General features: G+C 47.6%; 16 protein-coding genes and 1 other annotated feature. Of the genes, 5 read left to right on the top strand and 11 right to left on the bottom strand.

The features are described from left to right. Positions 1 to 48: 48 nt before the first annotated feature. On the bottom strand, positions 49 to 1,005 hold the full coding sequence (locus tag AM231_RS16235; protein ID WP_053492053.1) for a 3'-5' exoribonuclease YhaM family protein: 957 nt from the start codon (positions 1,003 to 1,005) through the stop codon (positions 49 to 51). A gap of 374 nt (positions 1,006 to 1,379) precedes the next feature. On the opposite strand from AM231_RS16235, the gene mgtE reads away from it, so the two are divergent. Together mgtE and AM231_RS16245 are read left to right on the top strand one after the other, a co-directional pair. Further along, entirely contained in the window at positions 1,380 to 2,735 is a 1,356-nt protein-coding gene (mgtE, locus tag AM231_RS16240; RefSeq protein WP_054403440.1) for a magnesium transporter, read from the top strand. Positions 2,736 to 2,936: 201 nt separating this feature from the next. Beyond that, complete coding sequence (locus tag AM231_RS16245) at positions 2,937 to 3,920, top strand: glycoside hydrolase family 43 protein (RefSeq protein WP_054403441.1); 984 nt, start codon at positions 2,937 to 2,939, stop codon at positions 3,918 to 3,920. 92 nt (positions 3,921 to 4,012) lie between these two features. Here AM231_RS16245 and AM231_RS16250 read toward each other — a convergent pair whose 3' ends face one another. From AM231_RS16250 to AM231_RS16265, 4 genes are all read right to left on the bottom strand, one after another. Beyond that, complete coding sequence (locus AM231_RS16250; RefSeq protein ID WP_054403442.1) at positions 4,013 to 4,651, bottom strand: SdpI family protein; 639 nt, start codon at positions 4,649 to 4,651, stop codon at positions 4,013 to 4,015. Continuing rightward, complete coding sequence (locus AM231_RS16255) at positions 4,635 to 4,919, bottom strand: autorepressor SdpR family transcription factor (RefSeq protein WP_054403443.1); 285 nt, start codon at positions 4,917 to 4,919, stop codon at positions 4,635 to 4,637. Before AM231_RS16255 ends, AM231_RS16250 begins: the two co-directional genes overlap by 17 nt. 231 nt (positions 4,920 to 5,150) lie before the next feature. Next, a complete protein-coding gene (locus AM231_RS16260; protein ID WP_054403444.1) occupies positions 5,151 to 5,663 on the bottom strand; it encodes a GNAT family N-acetyltransferase in 513 nt (170 codons plus the stop codon). An 85-nt stretch (positions 5,664 to 5,748) separates the two neighbouring features. Further along, positions 5,749 to 6,330 (bottom strand): TetR/AcrR family transcriptional regulator, encoded by a 582-nt coding sequence (locus AM231_RS16265; RefSeq protein ID WP_054403445.1) that lies wholly within the window; start codon positions 6,328 to 6,330, stop codon positions 5,749 to 5,751. Positions 6,331 to 6,666: 336 nt separating this feature from the next. Between AM231_RS16265 and AM231_RS16270 the strand changes: the two genes are divergently transcribed. Next, positions 6,667 to 7,884 (top strand): MFS transporter, encoded by a 1,218-nt coding sequence (locus tag AM231_RS16270; RefSeq protein ID WP_054403681.1) that lies wholly within the window; start codon positions 6,667 to 6,669, stop codon positions 7,882 to 7,884. 57 nt (positions 7,885 to 7,941) lie between these two features. Beyond that, positions 7,942 to 9,003, top strand: coding sequence for an LLM class flavin-dependent oxidoreductase (locus AM231_RS16275; RefSeq protein WP_054403446.1), 1,062 nt, complete (start codon positions 7,942 to 7,944; stop codon positions 9,001 to 9,003). A 173-nt stretch (positions 9,004 to 9,176) separates the two neighbouring features. Here AM231_RS16275 and AM231_RS16280 read toward each other — a convergent pair whose 3' ends face one another. From AM231_RS16280 to tyrS, 6 genes are all read right to left on the bottom strand, one after another. Beyond that, positions 9,177 to 10,658 carry a stalk domain-containing protein gene (locus AM231_RS16280; protein WP_054403682.1) on the bottom strand — a complete coding sequence of 494 codons (1,482 nt, stop codon included), beginning with the start codon at positions 10,656 to 10,658 and terminating at the stop codon, positions 9,177 to 9,179. A gap of 131 nt (positions 10,659 to 10,789) precedes the next feature. Next, positions 10,790 to 12,097 (bottom strand): hypothetical protein, encoded by a 1,308-nt coding sequence (locus AM231_RS16285; RefSeq protein WP_054403447.1) that lies wholly within the window; start codon positions 12,095 to 12,097, stop codon positions 10,790 to 10,792. Between the two features lie 150 nt (positions 12,098 to 12,247). Continuing rightward, the gene (locus AM231_RS16290; RefSeq protein ID WP_054403448.1) at positions 12,248 to 13,168 is read right to left on the bottom strand and encodes an NAD(P)-dependent alcohol dehydrogenase; all 921 of its coding nucleotides are present in this window, start codon (positions 13,166 to 13,168) and stop codon (positions 12,248 to 12,250) included. A gap of 110 nt (positions 13,169 to 13,278) precedes the next feature. Next, on the bottom strand, positions 13,279 to 15,909 hold the full coding sequence (locus AM231_RS16295; RefSeq protein ID WP_341271615.1) for a winged helix-turn-helix domain-containing protein: 2,631 nt from the start codon (positions 15,907 to 15,909) through the stop codon (positions 13,279 to 13,281). Positions 15,910 to 16,067: 158 nt separating this feature from the next. Beyond that, positions 16,068 to 17,168 (bottom strand): NAD(P)H-dependent flavin oxidoreductase, encoded by a 1,101-nt coding sequence (locus AM231_RS16300; protein WP_054403450.1) that lies wholly within the window; start codon positions 17,166 to 17,168, stop codon positions 16,068 to 16,070. A 172-nt stretch (positions 17,169 to 17,340) separates the two neighbouring features. Then, the gene (tyrS, locus tag AM231_RS16305; protein WP_054403451.1) at positions 17,341 to 18,600 is read right to left on the bottom strand and encodes a tyrosine--tRNA ligase; all 1,260 of its coding nucleotides are present in this window, start codon (positions 18,598 to 18,600) and stop codon (positions 17,341 to 17,343) included. A gap of 91 nt (positions 18,601 to 18,691) precedes the next feature. Further along, positions 18,692 to 18,924: a binding site (T-box leader), on the bottom strand. 228 nt (positions 18,925 to 19,152) lie between these two features. Here tyrS and AM231_RS16310 point away from each other — a divergent pair. Further along, complete coding sequence (locus tag AM231_RS16310; protein ID WP_054403452.1) at positions 19,153 to 19,860, top strand: glycosyltransferase family 61 protein; 708 nt, start codon at positions 19,153 to 19,155, stop codon at positions 19,858 to 19,860. The last annotated feature ends 1 nt before the right edge of the window (position 19,861 follow it).

A 19,861-nucleotide genomic window follows, 5' to 3' on the forward strand; every position in this document is an offset into this window, starting at 1 on the left:
ATAAAGAGGCCCCCCTTATGATCCAATGGATCAAGGGGGGCCTCATCGTTATACCTTCAACCGATATATCGCCTTATTGTCAAGCCCGCGGATCATCGGCGTCCAAGGCTCCGTTTCAATCGTTGTATCCAGTGCATCTTCTACCATTTGCAGTTTGGCATCCAGATTGTCGATGTGGTGCAGCGCAACGGCTTCGGCCGTTTGCGGCTGGACCGGACTCCCCCACTCTCCCAGATTATGATGGGAAAGCACGAGATGCTGCAAACCTAGTACAACTTCGGATTCCAGCGGGATATCCAGCGAAATGGCAGCCTCCACAATCCAGTTGGAGGCAAGAGCAATATGCCCAATCAGCTTACCATGGTTGCTATAGTCCGTGACGACACCCATCTGTGCGATCATCTCTTCCGGCTTGGCGATATCATGGAGGATAATACCGGCTTTGATCAAATCCGGATTCAAGAACGGCCGCTGCTTGCAGATGAAATCGCCGATTTCCAGCATGCGGACGATATGATAGGCAAGCCCCGCGTAATAGGCGTGATGATAGGTTTTCGCCGCTGGGTAATGCATCAGCTTTTCTTCCACCTTCGTAACACAGTACTGCACGATGCTTCGTATCTGCGGCTCTCTTATTTCATTTACGGTCAGATTAATCGTATGCACCAGGTCAACGGGACGGATCGGAGCAGCTCGCACATAATCGGTTAACGAAACTCCATCTTCTTCGGTGGCCTTGCGAATCCGACTGATTTTGACCTGCGGCTGATCCCGATAACTCAGAACGGTACCCTGAATTTTGACTAATTGCATCGGCAGAAATGTTTCCTTGTCCTGGACCGTCACATCCCAGTATTTCGCCGATATTTGCCCACTGGCATCCGCAAGCACGATATCGAAATAATCTTTTGGCGGTGTACCATTGGTCTGCCTCATATTCAATTCTTTTAATAAATAAAAACCGATAATTTCATCTTGTATACTTAATTTATTTATAGGCTTCATCTGGTTCCTCCCCGAACATCCTGAATAATCAATCTCTTCTTCTGTATTAAACAACAGACATGATAACTTAACTATAACAAACTCTTTCGATATGGGTCTATGTCATCATGATCTTCCTCCACCATGTCCAATTCCACGGCCTTTGCGTTATTTCACCATGCTTTCCCCTATTCATCAATATACGCGTATATATCTTATTTGAAATTGCAACCGTCTTTAACTTTATGACTGTTGTTGCCACCATCCGACCTAAATCCTATTTCATTCACTCTCTATCATTTGACTGTTTAATAAGTAGCTGTTATGGTGAACCCTATTATACGTCATCCATTCTTTCACTATCATTATTCGGAATAAGAAAGGGGGCCCTTGGCATGAATTCTCGTACCATAGAACGACGAATGCCGGTTATTAAAGAAAGTCTGAAAGCAAAGACATCCAATGATTTTCAAAGAATCATTCATGAATTTCTTCCTACTGATCTGGCATACGTACATAGCCGATTAAGTGACACGGAACAGTTCCTTTTTTTACAGTTTCTTAACGTGGAACAGCTTACGGACTTGATCCTGATTATGGATCACGACAAGCAAATTGATCTGTTCCACAAGCTGGGTAAAGAAAAAACAGCACTCGTGTTGGATTGGATGAATAATGAGGATCTGGCGGTTCTGCTCCAAGACCTGTCAATCCAGCAAAAAACAGAACTCCTTGAGGGGATGCGCGAAGAAGAGTCCCAATTCGTATTGAATATGATAGAGTACCCGTCTGAAACTGCAGGCCGGATCATGACCAACCGTTATGTGTGGATTCCGCAGCATTACACCGTTTCAGAAGTGGTAGAGAAGCTAAAAAGCTATGCCTCCATTTCGGAAACAATCAACTATCTGTATGTGATTGATGAGGATAGGAAGCTACTGGGAGTCGTCTCATACCGAGGACTTATCTTGGCCGAACCGGACCAATATATCGTGGAAATTATGCACAGCCCCGTTCTGTCCGTACCCGTGGATACAGATCAGGAAGAAGTGGCATTCCTTATCCAAAAATACAATATGGTTGCCATCCCGGTCGTTGAGAAAGATGAGCGTCTTGTCGGCATCGTGACGGTCGACGAAGTCCTCGATATCATCGTCAAGGAAGCGGATGAAGATTTTCGTAAAATGAACGCTACCGGAGGTAAAACCATTAACTTCAATACCAAAGCAACCGTTGCTGCTTATCGAAGATTGCCTTGGCTGATTCTGCTATTATTCATCGGTCTGATCTCAGGGACCATTATTTCCAGGTTTGAAGAGACGCTGGCACAGGTTGTGGCCTTGGCCTTCTTCATGCCTATGATTGCAGGGATGACAGGGAATACCGGTACACAGTCCCTCGCGGTCATTGTGCGCGGCCTGACAACGAAGCAATTGACCAGATCCGTGGTGCTCCGGCTGTTAGCCAGAGAGCTGAAGGTTGGGTTAATGATCGGGATCATATGCGGAGTTCTGATCGCACTAATCGCCTACCTCTGGCAGGGCAATATGTATCTTGGATTCGTGGTTGGTAGCTCATTAATTGCAACGCTTATCGTGGGTACGATGGCCGGCACAATCATTCCATTGATTCTGTATAAATTCAAGGTTGATCCAGCTGTTGCCTCGGGCCCATTGATCACAACGATTAATGATATTCTATCGCTTGTTATTTATTTCGGCATTGCTACCATGTTTCTGTCTTACATGTAACATGACTGGACAAATAGCAATCCTGCTTAGTAATAGAGACTTTCGGTGCAAATACCGGAAGTCTCTTTTGGCCTTCCTGATCAGAAAAGATCTAATATTTTTAGGTGAAATACCTAATTTTCTTAGGTTTAAGGACCAATAAGCGTCTGATAAAATAATATGAGAAGCGCTTACAATGTATTGAATCAAGGAGGAACAGTGATGACCAAGCCCGTGCAGCCTAATGAACCGATTGTAACTCATATCTATACCGCCGATCCTTCTGCCCACGTATTTGAGGGTAAGATTTATATTTATCCGTCTCATGACCTTGATCACGAGAACACATCCAATGATAACGGGGACCAATATGACATGGAGGACTATCATGTTCTGTCGATGGATGATGTGAATGCTCCTTGCGTGGACCATGGTGAAGCTCTGCATATAAAGGATGTTCCATGGGCCAAGAAACAGATGTGGGCTCCGGATGCTGCTTATAAGAACGACACGTACTACTTGTATTTTCCTGCAAGAGATCATGACGATATATTCCGAATAGGAGTGGCGACAAGCTTCTCTCCTTCCGGACCCTTTAAGGCAGAGCCCAACTATATTCCGGGAAGTTACAGCATTGATCCCGCTGTATTCGTGGATGACGATAACCGGGCCTATATGTACTTCGGCGGCCTTTGGGGCGGGCAATTGGAGCAATGGCAGACCGAAGCGCATACTCCGAATGCGGAAGGACCTGCTGCTGATGCACCTGCCATCGGTCCGCGGGTTGCGGAACTGAGTGACGATATGCTTACTTTCAAGGATGCGCCCCGGGAAATATCCATTACCGATGAGAATGGCGAGCCGATTGTCGCAGGAGATGAAGAGCGTAGATATTTTGAAGGCCCCTGGGTTCACAAATACAATGGCATCTACTATCTCTCATACTCCACCGGTTCTACGCACAAAATCGTCTATGGCACGAGTCAAAGTCCGATGGGTCCATTCGAATTTAAAGGCACAATCCTCACTCCTGTTATCGGCTGGACCACGCATCATTCTATCGTTCAGTTCCGGGATAAATGGTACCTCTTCTATCATGACAGCTCCCTCTCCGGAGGAGCAGACAATAAACGCAGCGTCAAATTTACGGAGTTGACCTACCATGAGGACGGCACCATTCAAACCATTGTTCCTTACGGCAAATAAAACAAGACAAGGCTGAACCCCAAGAATTCGGGACTCAGCCTTGTTTACTACCAGTTAGTTCTAATGGTTCGGCTCACAGGAGAAGAGATAATTTATACACCTTTTTTAAACATAGAATACGAGTATACAGTCGGAATAACCACAAGCACCACCACAATTGGGATGATGGCTAAAGCAATATTTAACTTTAAAAATGTTGTCATGATGATGAGCGTCCCGCCCGCCATCCATAGGTAACCAGCAAAACGATGTGTTTTGTTCCAGTTATCCTGACTATGCAGCGTCCATGGGAGCTTAATGCCCATCGTATAGTTCTGTTTGGTCTTCGGTAAATAATTTCCGATTACAATAATCACAATGCCCACAAGCGCCGGCGCAATCGTCTGAATCGGCAGATCAGCACCCATGGCCTTAAACAGCGTAACAGGCATGATAATAACTGACAATACGGGAATCAACCATAAACCAATCCATCTTACAGCCGGAGCAGCATTCATCTTCTTAGGATCATTGTTAACGACGATATGCACAACGAAGTTAAGCACCGCCATCAGGACCGGGAGCCCGAACACAGCTATAGCCTTTGGTAAATAATTATCCGGGTTACCTGCACTGTTCCAATGAACGGCAATCTGTGCGGGCAATTGGTCATACAGCGTGATCGATAAAATAATCGGCAATAAACATCCCAGCGTGGTCATAATGAGTGTGGAGCTATTCTTTTTCCCCATCTTGTTTCCCCCCGTTAAATTGTGAGAACCATAACATAATTTCTTCAAAGACCGACACATTAATTTCATAATAAACATAATTCTTGTATTTCGTTTCAAATATCAGTCCCGCCTTCTTCAGCTGCGATAGATGATACGAAATGGTTGCGCCGGTCATATCGAAATGCTGACCAATCTCACCTGCTGGCATTTTGCCGCGCTTGAGCATAACCAGAATTTCGCGCCTTACCGGATCAGATAACGCCTTGAATGTTTCAGGAAACCCCAATTTGCATCACCCGTATTTCTATTTAGAATTTCATCTAAATACATTATCGCTCAATCCCATGCAGATTTCAATATCTATTTCGAAAAAAATCTAAATAGAGGCGATAAACCATACTGACAAACCTCCATCCTAGGAACTGTCGGAACCCTCCAGAGCCTATCTTCAGAATAACAAAAGTCCACCTCGGATCAGCATAAGTACTAATCCTCAGCAGACTTTCTTATTGTAAGGCTATTTATCGAGTACCTTCTCAAATACCGGGAAGCCCAAAGCTCTCCCAGGATAATTCACTTCACCCCGCAGATCGTACCCCAAACCTTGATAAAGCTTGAGCGCAGCCGTATTCTTGGCATAAGTGTCCAATCGGAGGCTTTTGTAACCACCACGTACGGCATATTCCTCGGAGAAGGCAATCAATTTTCGCGCAACACCCTGTCCTTGTGCTTCTGGGTCAACGGCAAGACGATGCATCATTAAATGAGGTCCTTCTATCTGCTTCCAGTTCATGGTCTGGTACTGTTCATCCTGCGATTCGTCTAGGACAATAATTCCTAAGATCCGGCCTTCACCCTCAGCTGCAAACAACGTTCCACGCTGTAAATCCACCCCGATGACTTCCCGGTTCGGATACTGATCATCCCACTGATCGCTGCCTCCAGCCTGCATGACCGTAACACAGCGGGCAATCAAAGCCATAATTTCCTGAAGATCCTCTATCTTTCCTGTCCGTATGTTAATATTCATCGATGCACCTACTGTTGTTTTTTTAGAACAGTTTACTATGATTTCAAGGCTGCAACAACATATGACCATACAGCTCGAAAACATCCTATCTAAGTAATGTAAGAGTCACCTCTATCGAATTGTTGACGAATGAGCGGTCCGGACGGGATTTCAACATCACAGTCAGACCAATTAACGATACGATGAGCGCTTGAGATAAAGCTTTGGCGTTCGTATCGCTCGCAAGCTCACCCGATTGGATGCCACGTTCAATGGTTTCTTGAAATATGACGGCCAGGTACATCTGGTGTTCCCTTGTGAGAATTTCAAATTTCTCATCATGTGGCGCAAGCTCAACCATCGTGTTGATGCAGAAACATCCTCGGCTGGGGCTATCGGAGTATTCCTCATCGACTACATTCTCAAAAAAGGCTCGGAACGCCTCCCTAACCGATTGATGAGTTTGCAGCCTGGTTCGCGTCTCGGAAGCACGCGAACTCGTATACTTGCGCAGGGCTGTTTCAAACAGTTCCTTTTTGTCTCCAAAAGCTGAATATATACTGGGCCGTTGAATGCCCATTCTGGAAGTCAAGTCGCTTAATGAGGTAGCCTCATAACCTTTTTCCCAAAATAGCTGCATCGCGGCATCTAATACTTTCTCTTCATCAAATTCGCGAACTCGTCCCATAATGAATACCTCTCGTTATTGTTATTTAAGGGGAATATCTGTGATTCTCACGGCGTGCAGAAGTTTCAATTAAGTACCAATCAGTATAAATAATTTTATGATGTGCTGCTGCTTTTGTCAAACCCCTAATTATCTTATACATACAGATGTGACGAAATTCGCAAGATACTAAACCAATCATTTAAAACAAACATGTTGACAAGGAATAACAATGCGGATATATTTATCTGGAGTTTTAACATACCGATCGGTACACAAAAAAACAAAAGGGGTAGATGCTCAGAAATGGATGAGAAGGTAAAACGAAAAGCGGTCCACAACAACACGGGGGCGAAAATGCCACAAGAAAAGGTAAACTCAGCAGAATCCGTTGATCGCACTCCCCTAACTCGTTACGTGACGTTACTGTTTGCAGTAGCTTGTGGAATATCGGTTGCCAATATCTATTTTGCTCAACCGCTGCTCGATCAGCTGTCGTTTGAGTTTGGCATTGACTATTCGATCATTGGAATTCTCATTACCACTACTCAAATCTTTTATGCATTGGGACTGCTGCTGTTGGTGCCGCTTGGAGACTTCTTGAATCAGCGTCGATTGATTCTCAACCAGATGACAGTCTCCATGATAGCATTGGTTATCGTTGGTACTGCTTCCTCCAGCTCAATGCTCTTTGCAGGATTGGCTTTGGTCGGATTGCTTGCCGTTGTGACGCAGACCATTGTAGCGTTCGCGGCGACCATAGCAGCCCCTGCTGAACAAGGGCGTGTCGTTGGTACGGTAACCAGCGGTATTGTAATCGGCATCCTTCTAGCACGAACCGTTGCCGGAGTTTTGAAGGATCTTGCAGGATGGCGTTCGGTTTATCTGGTTTCTGCTGCTCTGATGCTTCTTGTGATTTATGCATTATACAAGACACTTCCAAATGTGAAGCATGAGGAAAAGTCAATATCTTATCCTCAACTGCTTAAGTCGGTACTGATGCTGTTCGTACAAGAACGGTTGTTACGCATCCGCGCTGTTCTGGCTATGCTCATCTTTACTGTCTTCAGCATTTTATGGACACCATTAGTGCTGCCTCTTAGTGCACCGCCTTTATCCCTTTCACACACAGCCATTGGGGCATTTGGCCTCGTGGGCGTTGTAGGAGCTTTGGCTGCGGCCAAGGCCGGTAAGCTAGCCGATCGAGGTTATGGACAGCGAACGACAGGAATCGCGTTGTTCCTTCTAGTACTATCATGGCTGCCCATCAGCTGCACAGAACGGTCACTGTTCGCATTGGTCATTGGCATTATTCTCCTGGACTTGGCGGTGCAGGCCGTGCATGTCACGAATCAGAGCATGATCTTCGCTTTACGTCCCAAAGCACGCAGTCGGCTCGTTGGCGCTTATATGATTTTTTATTCTATCGGAAGTGCTGCCGGCTCCATTGCTTCGACCCATGTTTACGCACAGTACGGCTGGAATGGAGTATCTGTGTTGGGGGCTTCGGTCAGCGTTTTTGCTCTTGTATTTTGGATTATGACCAAAGGTACTAAGGATGCCTTATCACGATAACAAAACGATAACAGATTGCTTCACCTATTTATTTGCAACTTAAAGGAGAGATTTCACATGGAGATTGGTATTACTTCATTTGTAGAAACAAAACCGGATGTACACACGGGTGAAGTGATGAGTCACGCACAACGATTGCAAGAAGTGGTTGAGGAGATTGTCCTTGCCGATGAGGTGGGTCTAGATGTATTTGGCATAGGCGAGCATCATCGGGAAGATTATGCGGCTTCTTCGCCCGCTATTGTGCTGGCTGCAGCTGCAGCCCGTACAAAACAGATTCGGTTAGCCAGTGCAGTGACCGTGCTTTCTTCAGCTGATCCAGTACGTGTATTTCAGGATTTTGCCATACTGGATGGTATTTCAAACGGACGTGCAGAGATTATAGCCGGTCGGGGTTCTTTTATCGAATCTTTCCCGTTGTTTGGCTATGACTTGAATGACTATGATGAACTGTTCGAAGAACACTTGAAATTGCTGCTTAAGCTGCGGGAACCCGAAAAAGTAACCTGGGCAGGCGGACATCGGTCAGCAATTAACAATTTGGGCGTGTATCCACGGCCTGTTCAAAACCCTTTACCTGTATGGATCGGCAGCGGAGGGAGACAGAATTCCGCCATCCGTGCAGGTTTGTTAGGGCTGCCGCTGATGCTAGCGATCATTGGCGGAAGCCCGATGAATTTTGAACCCCTTGTGCAGCTTTATAAGAGAGCAGCAGCGCATGCTGGTCATGATGTATCACGGCTACAGGTGGGGGCGCATTCGATAGGATTCGTCGGAGAGAATAATGAACATGCAGCTGACACCTTTTTCCCTTCTACTCAGGCTGGCATGAACAAACTCGGCAAGGAGCGGGGCTGGACCCATTATGATCGTTCTAGCTACGATGCTGCGCGCAGCTTTGAAGGTGCGCTGTACGTTGGCGATCCGGAATCGGTTGCCCAGAAGATTATTCATCTTCGCAAGAATGTAGGCGTTACACGATTCATGATGTATGTACCGTTAAGCACGATGCCGCACGACCAAGTAATGAAGGCGATCGAACTGCTCGGAACCGAGGTAGCTCCCCGGGTTCGCGAGGCAATATCGAAGTGGGAAGCTGAAATAGAGCATGTCTCATAAAAATATGACTGCGGTTTGAAGAGTGCATGGAGATCAAAAATCCCATGTCCTCATAAATGAAATTACATAATGATTGCTTCCCCTCCTAGTTGGGGAGCGATCTTTTTAGCGTCATGGTCTTATCCAGAAAAGCAAAAGACACGCCATATGGGCGTGTCTTCCTCATGCTATTCTTATGGAATTGTCCCCAGGATCACTTCACCTGTCGTCTTATTCCAGGACATCGGAATGCCAAGCTTGGATGTAATCAACTCCAATGGAAACATGCTCGTATTGGCCAGGAATGGAATACTGCTGTCTTCTCGCGTCACCTTCCCGTTCACCAATACAACTGCCGGATCACTGGACTTAATGGATACGGTATTCCCACCATAAGAGAAAGACCAGACTGGAAATCCCTGATTACCGTGTTTCGGATCGGGATTGGATTGTCCGCGTTTCACTTTGATCCCCAGTGCTTTAAATACGCTAGTATACGGTACATATAGCTTGCCTTTTACAATGGCGGATGAACTGTAGAAGCTAATCTCTTGTCCATTTACCGTCCAAGACAAAGGAGGCTGCACCAAGACTGGCTTCCCATCATGCTCGTTAAGTGAGCCGCTGCCTTGATATTGCTCTTCTCCCCAAGCCAGCAGCTGACCATCCTTATTGATTGCATAGCCTGTATGTCCCTTGCTGCCCCATAATGCCGTTATACCTGTCAAACCTTTCACTTGAAAAGGCTTAGCTGCTGGATTATTATAATTCCACTGCCAGACTGTGCCATCCTTCTTAAGCATGAATAAACGGTTGTACCCCGTTTTGATCTCTTTGATATCTTTAAGTCCTTTCACTGCAACCGGCGCTTTCTGCTTCGTATTCACATTCCATTGCAGCACTGTCCCATTCTTATCAAGCAGAAACACGTCATACCAATATGATGCGATTCCGGTAATGGAGGAAGCGACAAGCGGCTTAACCTCGCGAAACTCACTTTCCAGCCGGTATCGATCGTAAAAGCTGTTATATACCGTTATCATGCCAACGCTGCCGTCACGACCGAGAATCAGAGCCTCATGTCCAGCGACGACAATGTTTTGTGCATTCGTGACTCCCTTGATAGGGAAGTACTTTACCGTCATTTTTGTAGGATCATTCGGATCAAATGTCTCGTTCCATATCGTTGCCGTCCCGTCCTTGTGTAACGCAACTGAACCATGCGTGGAAATGGCCAGACTCGCTACATCTTTAAGTCCTTCCAGCTTCGTAAGTCCTCCACGCTTCTGGAAAGGCAATAGAGGATCTCCGCTAACATAGGGAGAGTAATATTCACCCCAAGCCCATACGTCGCCATTCTTGTCCAAGGCAAATGAAGTATGGTTGCCAGCGGCCACCTGAATGATATCCGTTAGACCCGCGACTTGCTTAGGCACCAGTTGATGAATGCTTGTCCCGTCACCAATTTGACCGGACTTGTTGTAACCCCAGGCGGTAACGGAACCGTCGTCCCATGCTGCTACGCCGTGCCCGCTGCCTCCAGCAACACTAACCGGTCTAGATCTGGAATCTCCATTGACTGCCTTCGCAGCTGCAACAGTGCCCATCATTGTACAATTGACCATCAACAGGATCGTCATTAACATATAAGCTACCTTACGATTCAATTTCTTCACGAATGTGGCCTCCATTCTCAGATCCTTCTCTAATGGTATATAATACCACACCAATTGAAGGGTGAATAAAAAACTATATATCTTAATACCTCAACCAAATTCCAGGGAATTGTATTAGAAGAAGAGAGTGTTTAAGTTTGCTGAAACAAAGTTGCCGTTACCTGGCAGTCCGCACATAGAAACATATAATATATACCTTCCCCATACTCTTCGATCTGTTCCCAATCCAGCTGACCGATGAAGGTCATGCTTTGGGAACAGCAGGAACAGGGTGGATATACCGCGTCCTGAATCCAAGCCGGGTAGCCACCGATTTGCGAAACGGTCGGACCCAGTGCCCAATAGGCGGCATAATAGCTATTGCGAGGATTGTCAGCCAGCCGTAAGGACTGCCCTGCCGCCGTATAGCTTCTATCATCCTCATCGGAATCTAGCTGCAGTTCATAACCCTGTCTACTATTGGCTTGGCTCCATTCGGATTTCCCGTGGAAATCCACATCCATATAGATCGTATCGTAACAGCTGCAGTTCACGCAGGTGCTCACCCGCAGCCTCTCTCCGGACAACCCAAGGAATTGAAGCTTTGGATGACTGATGTCCAGATCCACCAAAGTGGTCAGACTGCTTCTGCACCATGGACAGCAAGCGGAATGCTCCGTCAGAAATTCTGCAGGTTCCATATTAGATAACGCTAAACGTGGGGTCTCGGACAACAATCTTTTCTCTATGGCGTAGCTCTCATGGTAGAATAAATCCCGCTTGCTCCCTTTTTTCGTGATTCCCCATCCTCCTTCTTGCGCATAAGCTTCAGGCGGGACATACAGTTCCTTTGCCCAAGAGGGAGGATCGGACCTCCATTCTTGAAATTGGCGCACGACCTGATCATCCCCGATCCAGGCCAAGGTAAGCAGCAGATGGTTACGGTTATCCCTGTCGTGTTCTACTCGTTGCAGCAATTCATCCCTGCTATCGGCAGATGCATCTTTAAACAAAATGCCAGGATAATAGATATCGTGTTCCATCAATGCCTTGATGCAGGATTCAAGCGACGTGTTCTGGTAGCAGACCAGGGAGACAAGAATGTCCTGGTAGGTATCTTCATCACCCGCTTCCAGCAGATCAAGGGCTATAGTCACCATTCGCTGAGCCTCGGCTGGAGATAACGTCGAATATACCTCCTCTCTTTTGCGTGGATAGGGAATGTAGCGAATCAATGGATCCCGTTTAAGCGGGGCATGCATGATCTTAAGGACCTCTACGGGATCTGTAATCCCTTCAAACAAGTCGACATCTCTCCGATGTGCTTCAATGTAACGTTGCCGTTCCTTACGCTCCATCTCCTGCTTGCACGGCATGCAATAACCGCCTGTTTTGGCCGCGGTTGCCGGCAGTATCGTAGCTGAACATCCATCGCTTCGACATGGTAGCCGTTCTGTCATGATAACCCTCCTATTTCGTTGTGATATCAACTTCTTGTAGACTATCACATGACACCTTCAAGATAAATTCTTCACGTAATGAGAAAAACCGACCCGTAAAGGATCGGCTTAAATATCGTAATGCTCGTGAAAAGGGTATTATATCAATTCTCACTCGTCATGTCCCACGGTGATAACGACGCTGCCTTTCTTATGCCCTTCATCCACGTACCTGTGTGCCTCAGCAATCTCTTCCAATCCATACCTTCTGTCAATAACAGGCTTAATCTGACCATCTGCCAGCAGCTCCGTAAGTAACCGCAAATCTTCCATAAGCACCTTTGCCACCCCTTGACCATCAACGGTAACATAATTCCCGTGGGGCGCCAGGGAATGCTTGCAGCGGGATTTCGGCATTTTACCGACTGCATCCAGGATAATGTCATAACGCTCTGCGCTTTTCGTGAAATCCTCTCTCGTATAATCCATAACCCGGTCGGCTCCAAGCTTTTTCACCAGTTCCACATTCGCGGTGCTGCAAACGCCGGTAACCTCCGCTCCATAACGCTTGGCAAGCTGTACGGCCATAGTACCCACCGCTCCAGAAGCACCATAAACCAGCACCTTGTGTCCCTGCTTGATATTGCCTTTTCTAAGAAAATGCAGCGCTGTCGTTCCTCCAAAAGAGATAGCGGCAGCTTCGTCATAAGTCACATGAGGAGGTTTTAGCAACAACATTCCATCTTCAGGCATACAGATGTACTGCGCATATGTCCCAAAGCGCATGCCCCTGAATGCCAAGACCTGATCGCCTATCTTGAACCGGGTAACACTTTTGCCTATAGCTTCTACTTCCCCAGCCAGCTCGACGCCGAGTATGGGTTGTCTTGGTCTTCTCAAACCCAGCACCAGCCTCATCGGTATCTTATACAATAGAGGACTGCGAAATCCACGCACGCGGCAGTCTCCTGAATTGACCGTGGTTGCATAAATCTTGATGCGAATTTCATGATCCTTTGGTAATGGCTTTTCTACTTCTCGGAGCTTCAAAACTTCCGGTGATCCATAAGCGGTGCATACCATTGCTTTCATGATTTTCCTCCAAATCTGCATTTGCAATCAGTATATCTGCCGTTAGGTACCGGAAAAACCATACTTAAGTATGGTTTTCTAATGAAACAAAGTATTATTAGCGATAATCCTTAGAGCAATCCCAGCTCCCGAGCACGCATGACTGCTTCGGTACGACGCGTAGCCTGAAGTTTATCATAAATAATTCGGTTATGACCCTTCACCGTGCTGAGCGCAACATAAAGTTTTTCGCTAATCTGCCGGTTTGACAGTCCTTGGGATATAAGATGAAGAATCTCTAATTCACGCCGAGTTAGCGACTCGATCAGATACGCTGCTTGCTGGATCGAATTCGGAGATGTGGGAAGTGATGAGCTTCCGCCTTCCAGTTGCTGTCCCCGCCCTTCAGTCTTAAATGCATGCAACAGCAGATCCAGATAGCTATGGTTCGGTTTGCTGGCATACGCCGCTCTTAACAATGCCTGCATCGGCTGCCCTTCATCGATAAATAATCGAATGACACCACTGGGTTCTCCCATCGCCACAACTTCCGCAATGAGGCGTGATGCTCGCAGCTCCTCACCCCGGGCTTGAAAGGTCAGAGCCAGCATCACCATGACTTTGAGGCGTTCATCTGCCCATTCCTTCTCTTCCATATGTACACGCAATGGTTCAAGTATTGCCAATGCTCCTGTCGTATCCCCCTGTGCGAGAAATACTCTGGCTTGGCTTAACGGGAGCTTATGCTGATTCGCAAGCTGAGTCGCCACACATAAATCCCCTTGTTGAAGCATCGCGATTACCTGAGCTTCCGCAATAGAAGACAGCTGATTCACATAATTATGCTGGCGGGCAAAATATTCCGCTTGAGCTAATCTGGCTACTGCTTCGCCCAATGCTCCCCGTATAAGTTCCAGCTTTGCGAGAAACACCTCGCAGGCCACAACCCGGTCTGTTTGGTCAAACTGTCCGGCCAATTGCAATGCCTTCTGCCCATGCAGTTCCGCACCCTTCAGATCATTCCACTCGTAGCAGATTCGAGCCAGACCCAGATGAGCTTCGCATGCTGCCGGTACGGGAGGATCGCCCGCCAAGTCCAAGACTCGCCGATATGTTGCCGACGCCATATGCAACTGATTATTCCTTTCCTGAACTATTCCCAGACCAAGTGTCGCCATTATGGTGATCATAATGTGGCCAATCTGCTGACTAACAGCTAATGCCTCATGGTATGCTTTACTGGCCGCAGCACGTTCCCCCTTGAGCTGGTAAGCGTATCCCAGCGTCCATACCGTGGCTGTGCGGACCGGCAGATTATCCGGACTTAAATGTTCCAAGGCTCGGCGTGACTCCTCCATGATGATATCCGGTTGATGCTTGCTGACAGCCAGCGTAGCACGTATGGAGAATATATGTCCCAAAAGATCCCGTGCGTTAGGGTCTTGCACACCTTGCAGCTTGGTTTCGGCTGCTAACAGTTTATGTTCAATATCGGTCATTTGGCCAACCATCAATAATGCTGAAGCATGCATGACGTATAAGGCAGGTCTTGTCTCCAACTCCTCCTTAGGCAAGGAACCCAACCATTGGAGTACAGGTGCTACAGCTCCCCGAAAAATCAGGGGCATTCCTCCCCCTTCAATCAAGCGGGTAGCTCGATCTACATCCTGAGCTGCAATCGCATGCTGAAAAGCTTCCTGGTGCTCATCATGGCGTTCAAACCATGCGCTTGCACGCCGATGCAATTCATATGCTTCCCTCTTCCCACTATTGGCTGATCTGCCTTTGCGAAATAAACGCTGACGCAGCACATCCGAGAATAAATGGTGATACCGAAACCAGTTCCCTTCCTTGTCCAGCGGAACCATAAATAAATTCGATTGCTCCAAGTGTTCCAGAATTTCCTGTCCGGATATAGCAGAAGTTGAGGAATCGCCAGCGCCTTCCCCTAGAACATATTCGCACAATGAACCACACATCCGGTCAAGAATCGATGTGCCTAGCAAAAACTCCTGAATGTTCTCAGGCTGCTGTTGCAGTACTTCCTCAACCAGGTAGTCCAACACATAATGATGATTCCCATCAAAGGAGCTAATAAAGTCTGCTGCGTGTTGCCGTCCCTGCAAGGCCAGCGCTGCTAGCTGCAAGCCCACAGCCCATCCTTCGGTGCGGGATTCGAGGATCGATACCTCTTCCTCGGACAGATCCAGGCCATTCGCTTGGCGGATAAATTCTGAAGCTTCCGCATATGTGAATCGCAAATCTGTCGTCCGCACTTCGGTCACCTGATTCCGGGCACGCAGCCGAGCTAAAGGCAGATCGGGATTGTCACGACTAGCGATAACCAGATGCATCTGCGGCGGCATGTGCTCAATAAGATAAGCGAGAGTGTCGTTTATCAGTTTGGAACGAATCACGTGGTAATCATCTAGTACGAGCATGATGGGGGCCGGTTTGGCTGCAATTGAGTTCAATATGGCCGTGACGATAGAATTAATCGGCAATGGTAGAGGAGAAGATGCCTGGAGTTTATTCATTACGCCCTCTCCGATATCCACCCCGATGGTTTGCAGAGCAGCCGTGACGTAAGCCAGAAATCTTACTGGTTCGTCATCGCTCTCCTCTAATGACAGCCAGGCTACTGGAAGCGAGCAGTCTTCGATCCATTGGCTGAGCAGTGTGGTTTTACCACAGCCGGCAGCGGCCGAGATCAAGGTCAGCCTCCGCTGTAAGTGTAGACCCTCTCTCAAACGCTCAATCAAGCGAGAACGAGGAACAACTCTCGACCGAAGAGTTGGGATATATAGTTTCGTAGACAAAATAGGTGTGGACATCATAACCCCCATCTACCATCATTACGGTCGTTTTCAGTTATTAATTACTATCAAAAATGTTCGACAGATTTCTGGATTTCCCTGTCTCATTCTAAAGCCTCCGATACATTATATGGACATATTAACAGCGCTTCCTGGATTGTCTCCGCTACAATCTCTGCTGCCAGCTGTCCCGAAGTGAGCCCTCTGGTGCCTTGTCCCGCCCACAAGGACATATATTCCGGATTGCCCTGGCGGGCAGCAGCATTCCGGATGTCACGGGTCACCGTATTCTGTGTAGGAAAAGGCAGCGGCTTTACACCACTTGCGTCCCAGCGCCGGATGAATGAATTGCTGATCCCTCTTGCCGGCCGCCCCGAGAACGCTTTGGTGATGACAGTGCTCTCTTCCGTACTCTGCAGTAGCGCGTGCTTATAAGCCTCATGGGCACCGGATTCCACCGCAGTTAGGAACCTCGTCCCCATCTGCACACCTTGTGCTCCCAGAACTAGGGAGGCTACAAGTCCGCGTCCATCCATCACGCCGCCAGCGGCAATAACGGGTATGTTAATGCGATCCACAATTTGCGGCACCAATGCAAACAACCCAATTTGGGCACCGAACGGATGCTCGGTGATATCAAACGTTCCTCGATGCCCTCCCGCTTCGCCGCCTTGAGCTACGATGGCATCACAGCCTGCTTGCTCTGCCAAGATCGCTTCCCGCACAGTTGTTACCATACCGACAACACGAAGCTTGGATGCTTTGGCCTGCTGCATAAGAGGTTCGGCCAGAATCCCGAATGCCGTACTAATGACAGGCACCTGTTCTTCAAGGAGAACCGCAAATTGCTCCTCAAACCAATCCGGGGTGGTTACTTCTTGCGCATCCGAATGGGGTATGCCAAGATCATCCCTCATTCCATTTAACTCTCGCTGAACTTCTTCGATTCGGTCACAGCAATCCGTGGACCGGGAGGCGAAGAGGTTGACGGCAAAAGGCTTATCCGTCAGCTTTCGAATTTCCCTAATGCTATGACGGATCGCTTCCGGCTCCATATAAGCCGCCCCAAGTGTACCAAGTCCGCCTGCATCGGATACGGCGGCGACAAGCTCAACTGTCGTCGGCCCTCCGGCCATCCCTGCCAAAATGAGCGGATAGCGAATGCCAAGCAGATGACAAACATCGGTCTGGAGTTGAATATTCATGTTCTCTCTTACTCTCCTTTATAAATATAATTATGAGTCTATCGATCCCATGAACTTCTATTATAAAAAAAGCCGCCAAGCACTTAAAAAAGTGTTTAGCGGCCCATTACAGCATGGAAGCCAGGACTGCCCCCCTCCTGAACCCATCAGGAATTATGTTAAGCAGCGTGTTCTAGGACATTTTCACCAAGCTGTAGTTTTTCTTACCTTTGCGAATGATGATAAACCGGCCGCCGATCGCCTGGTCGGCTGTCACTTCGTGACCCACGTCGCTAACACGTTCGCCATTCATCGAGATTGCGCCTTTGGTAATATCCTCACGAGCTTGCCGCTTGGATGGCTCGATGCCCAGATCCACAAGCCAGTCCACGATATTCTTCGTCTCAGGTGTCGCTTCGAATGTCGGCATCTCTTTGAAGCCCTGTTCGATTTCATCCGCCGTGAGCGATTTAATATCCCCGCTGAACAAAGCCGCCGTAATGCGCTTGGCCTGCTCCAGCATCTCCTCACCGTGAACAAACCTCGTCATCTCTTCAGCCAGCATTTTTTGCGCTTCGCGTTTATGCGGCTCAGTCTGCACTTTCTCGGCCAATTCATCAATTTGCTCTTTGGTCAAGAAGGTGAAGTATTTCAAGTATTTCACAACATCACGGTCGTCCGTGTTGGCCCAGAACTGGTAGAACTCGAACGGCGTCGTTTTGTTCGGATCAAGCCAGATCGCGCCGCCGGCCGTTTTGCCGAATTTCGTTCCGTCTGCTTTCAGCATGAGCGGGATGGTCAGTCCGAATGCTTTGGCCTCAGGTCCTTCCTTCTTCCGAATCAAATCCAGACCACTTGTAATGTTCCCCCATTGATCCGAACCACCGATTTGCAGCTGCACGTCTTCATTCTGGTACAGATGCAGGTAGTCTACCGACTGCAGGATCTGGTAAGAGAATTCCGTGAAGGAAATACCGCTATCAAGTCGACTTGCCACTACATCCTTCGCCAGCATGGAGTTAATGCTGAAGTTCTTGCCGAAGTCACGCAGAAATTCGATAATGTTAATTTTATGCGTCCAGTCATAGTTGTTAACCATGCGGATTTGATTGTCGCCCTCAGTCACGAAGAGCTTCTTCATTTGGCCGGTCAATGCATCCACGTTTGCTTGGACCTGCTCCAGCGTCTGCAGTGAGCGCTCCGTTTGACGACCGCTTGGATCGCCAATGGTTCCGGTGGCGCCGCCGATCAGAATGACCGGCCGATGACCAGCAAGCTGGAAGCGTTTGAGCATGATAAAGGGAATCAAGTGACCGATATGCATGCTGTCGCCAGTTGGATCCACGCCGCAGTACAGCGAGATTGATTTTTCATTCGTAAGCTCCCGGAGACCTTCGGCATCCGTCTGTTGGTTAATCGCATCGCGCCATTCAAGTTCATCGATAATATTCACAGCGTTAACACTCCTTCAGTTCATTGGTATCCTTATAACGAAACGTCCATTGCCGTTGAAAAACAAAAAATCGCCCCTTGTCTGTTATAGACATAGGGACGATTATTAACCGTGTTACCACCCAGATTGCACAAATGATCTACAGCGTTTGCTGCGTGTCATTCATGCCGCTCATTCGACGAGATATCGTTCGTCATTACCGCTCGGCATTACCCGAGATACTCCAGAGTGTAATTCGCTGCCTTGGTGTGTACCGGGTTTCATCAACCCCCGGCTTTCTGGAACAGGGACCAAGCTGCTACTGGGCTCTTTCAACGTATGTCGCTTATAAGATTACAGACAGTATAGTGAATTAATAATTTGATGTCAACTGCCATCAGTCGAAGACAGCCATTCAGTATTATCTCATATGTACACTCATAAGGGCCAGGCTGCTGAATTGACCTGCTCTTTCTGGCATAGCTCCGCCTAGGGGCGATGAGCGCTGTGTCATTACATATTTTAAACACATAAAATAACTTTATCATAACAAGCATACTGGCGGGATATGAATTGGACGAATATACAAGAAATTCCTTCGAGCTAGGTCAAAATGGGAAAGTAGAGGGTTTTCACAGGAGCATTTGGGAGTGGGAAGCTTCCATTAACAACGAAATACAACCTTCTGTGGATGATCGGCGCATCATTCCGTTTGATTTTAGTGGGCCTTCTGTTTACAGGGCTCCTAACAGCATTGAATCGAGGATTCATCACCATTTAACACCCTATACAATCCAGCCCATTGGCGGCTTTGTCGCCGTTATCCCCTACGGGCGATTATGGGGGCCGACAGGCTCTGTCCTCTCAACAGAAGGAAAGCTCATCCATGATCTTTCGCCGGAATACGATGAGAAGCTGAACCGAATGATGACCCCTGAAGAACATCCCGCATTAAGCAGGAGAAGTGATCAGGATCAGCAGCATGTTCCCGGAACCGTTGCTGCTCTAACTTTTTGCGGTATTCATAATTATTTTCATTGGTTATATGATGTGCTCCCCAGATTTTATATGCTTCAGTGCACCGGGTGTTCTTGTCACAGCCTGATTATGAATCCGAATCCGTATCGGTTCTTTGTTGAAGAGACGCTGACCATGCTGGGGATATCCGAACCGACAGTGATGCGAACACACAATCATTTCAATATTCAAGCAGACCGGGTAATTATGCCTTCCTTCATGATGAACTCCCACTACCCAGCTGGACCCCTTCGCTTTTCGTAGG

Source organism: Paenibacillus solani (assembly GCF_001277345.1).
In the GTDB taxonomy this organism is placed as follows: domain Bacteria; phylum Bacillota; class Bacilli; order Paenibacillales; family Paenibacillaceae; genus Paenibacillus_AQ; species Paenibacillus_AQ solani.